This is a genomic window from Nioella sediminis (genome assembly GCF_001879695.1).
In the GTDB taxonomy this organism is placed as follows: Bacteria; Pseudomonadota; Alphaproteobacteria; order Rhodobacterales; family Rhodobacteraceae; genus Nioella; species Nioella sediminis.
In genome coordinates, this window is sequence record NZ_MNBL01000116.1 from 1 (window position 1) to 3,453 (window position 3,453).

Annotated in this window: 1 protein-coding gene; it reads right to left on the reverse strand. The window is 68.5% G+C overall.

The features are described from left to right. Nucleotides 1-275: 275 nt before the first annotated feature. A partial coding sequence (smc, locus tag BKY26_RS14760; RefSeq protein ID WP_071691160.1) for a chromosome segregation protein SMC occupies nt 276-3,453 on the reverse strand: 3,178 nt, incomplete at its 5' end.

The window sequence follows — 3,453 nt, forward strand, 5'->3', positions numbered from 1 at the left end:
GCCGATGCCTGGCCCACGACGGAACTGCTGCGCAGGCTGTAATCCGGTTTCGCCGCGCATCGCGCGTCGACCCGGGAGCGGCCCTCCTCAACCCCCGGCTGACGCCGGAGGCCTCGTCGGTCCGCGTTGCCACGGAAGAATGCCAGGTCCGGTCATCAGATCTGACTGCGGTGAAGGCGGTTGGTGCGGGATGCCTCCGGCGGAGGTATTTGGCCCAAGATGAAAGGGCGTTCAGTATAAGGGGGATAGCCTGCTCAGGCGCTTTTAGCCTGCCATCAGGCGACCATCTGCTCGGCCTTCTTGAGATCCACCGACACGAGCTGGCTGACGCCCTGTTCGGCCATGGTCACCCCGAAGAGACGGTCCATCCGGCTCATCGTTACCGCGTGGTGGGTGATGATCAGGAAGCGGGTGTCGGTCTGGCGGGTCATCTCGTCCAGCAGGTCGCAGAAGCGGGTGACATTAGCGTCATCGAGCGGCGCGTCGACCTCGTCGAGCACGCAGATCGGCGCGGGGTTGGCCAGGAAGACGGCAAAGATCAGCGCCAGCGCCGTCAGGGTCTGTTCCCCGCCTGACAGAAGGGAGAGCGTCGACAGCTTCTTGCCCGGCGGCTGGCAGAGGATCTCCAGCCCGGCTTCCAGCGGGTCGTCGCTTTCAACGAGCACCAGCTTGGCCTCGCCACCGCCGAAGAGGTGGGTGAAGAGCATGGCGAAATTGCTGTTCACCTCTTCGAACGCGGCCAGAAGGCGTTCACGGCCTTCGCGGTTGAGGCTGGAAATACCGCCACGCAGCTTGCGGATGGCTTCCTCCAGATCGACCTTCTCGGCGGCCAGCGTGTCGCGTTCCTCGGTTACCTCGCGGGCGTCTTCCTCGGCCCGCAGATTGACCGCCCCGAGCGCGTCGCGCTGACGGCGCAGGCGCATCACATCGGCCTCGATGCTGTCGACTGAGGGCATGCGGTCGGGGTCGGCGCCAAGCTGCTCCAGCAGTTTCGCGGGCCCCACCTCCATCTCTTCCTCGATCCGGTCGGCGGCGGTCTCCAGCACCTCGGCGGCACTGTCGCGGCGGGCCTCGGCGCGGGCGCGGGATTCGCGGGCGTCAGAGGCTGCGCGCTCGGACTCGCGTTCCGCCTGCACCGCCTCTCGCAGCCGGGTTTCACCAAGCGCCAGCGCGTCGGTGGCGGCCTTTCGGCGGGTCTCTGCGGTGTCTATCGTGTCGGCCAGCTGATCCTTGCGGGCGATGATCTGATCCGGGGCCTTCTGCGCCGCTTCAAGCTCCACCTCGGCGTAGCCCTTGCGGTTTTCCAGCTCCTTGATGCGGGTCGCGGCGTTGTCGAGCCGTTTTTGCCAGGTCGAGACCTCTTCCGAAATCCGGGTCAGGCGGCTGTCGCGTGCCTCGCCCGCGCGTTTCAGTTCGCCATGGGCGGATCGGGCGGCCAACAGGACGGAACGGGCGGTTTCCACCCCGGCGCGGGCGTCTTCCACGCGGGAGCGGGCGGTGTCCAGATCGTCCAGCTCTGACCGGGCGCGGGTGGCATCGGCAAGGGTCTGGCGGGCGGCTTCGGCCTCTTCGCCATGTCGGGCGGCGGCCTGGCGCAGGGTTTCGAGGCGGCCTTCCAGAATGTTGCGGTCGGCCTCGGTCCGCGAATAGGCGCGGCTGGCATCGGCCATCTGCTGATCGGCGGCGCGGCGGGCGGCGCGGGCCTGTTTGTCGGCCTCGGTCAGGGCGGCCAACCGGTCGGCATTGGCCCGGTGGCTGGTGCGGGCGCGATCCACGGCAATGGCGGCGCGTTCCAGTTCCGCTGACATGTCGTTCAGTTTGTTGACCTGCTCCAGCCGCCGCGCGGCGGAGGAGGAGCTGTCGGCGGCGGCGAGCGCGAAGCCATCCCACCTGAACAGATCGCCGGCACGGGTGACCAGCCGCTGACCGGGCAACAACTGCGGTTGCAGGCGCGGACCTTCGCCGTTCTGCAACACACCCACCTGGCGCAGACGACGGGCCAGAACCGGCGGCGCGTCCACATATTCGGCCAGCGACACGACACCGGCAGGCAGGGGCTGCGGCGCATCATATTGCGGCAGGGTGGTCCAGCCGGTGCCCTCCTCCGCCTCGGGGGCTTTCAGGTCATCGGCCAGCGCTGCGCCAACGGCGGCCTCGTATCCCGGGGCCACGCGCACCCGGTCAAGCAACTGGTTGCGCCCGCCGCGTTCGCGTTCCAGCAGTTTCGACATCGCCCGCACTTCCGCGTCGAGCGTGTTCCACTCGCCCTCGGACTCGGCCAGAACCGACCGTGCCTCGGCCTCGTGCGTTTGCGCGTCGGACCTTGCGGCTTCGGCCTCGGACAGGGTTTCTTCGGCGCGGGCGGACAGATCGGTGGCGCGGGCAAGGGCGGCTTCGGCCTCCTCGTGTTCCTGCGCCAGGGTTGCCAGCCGTGCCTCGGCCTGATCGGCTTCGGCGCGGGCTTTCTCGGCCTCGGTCCCGTGGCGGTCGGCGGCGCGGGCGCTGTCATCGACCAGCCGTTGCGCAGACTGGTGACGGGCGGCAAGGCGGGCGGCCTCTTCGGTCAGGCTGGAATGGACGGTTTCCTGTTCTGCCAGCGCCGTGGTCGCGGCGTCGACCGCCTCCAGAGCGGCGCTCAGGGCGTCCTCGTGACCGTCACCTGCGGCGCGCAGATCCTCGGCCTCGCGTTCCAGCGTCTCGATGGTGCTGCCCGCATCGGCGTTCAGACTGCCCTCTCGCGCCAGGTCCTTCGCCAGCTGTGCGATGCGGTTGGTCAGGGTCTCAATCGCGCGCCGCGCGCGGGCCTCTTCCTCGCTCAGGGCGTTGCGTTCGACAGTCACCCGTTGCAACAGCGCGGCGGCAATCGCCTCTTCCTCGCGCAGGGGCGGGACGGCCTCTTCTGCCGTTTCGCGGGCCTTTGCGGCCTCACGTGCGGCGGTTTCGGCGCGGGCGGCGGCGGTGATCGCGTCGCGCAGGGCGGCCTCGGCTTCGGCCCGTGCATCATCGGCCTCTTTCCAGCGGCGATAGAGCAACAGCCCCTCGGCCTGCCGCAACTCCCCGCCAATCTCGCGGTAGCGCGCGGCCTGTTTGGCCTGCCGGGCCAGTGCCCCCAACTGGCCGTTCAACTGATCGAGTACGTCCTCGACCCGCGCCAGGTTGGTTTCCGCGCCTTTCAGCTTCAGCTCGGCCTCGTGCCGCCGCTGGTAAAGCCCGGAAATCCCAGCCGCCTCTTCCAAAATGCGCCGCCTTGCCTTGGGTTTGGCGTTGATCAGTTCCGAAATCTGCCCCTGCCGCACCAGCGCGGGCGAATGCGCCCCGGTGGAGGCATCGGCAAACAGCATCTGCACATCGCGGGCGCGGACATCCTTGCCATTGGTCTTGAAGGCAGACCCGGCATCACGAGTGATCCGGCGGATGATTTCCAGATTGTCGGTATCGTTGAAACTGGCGGGC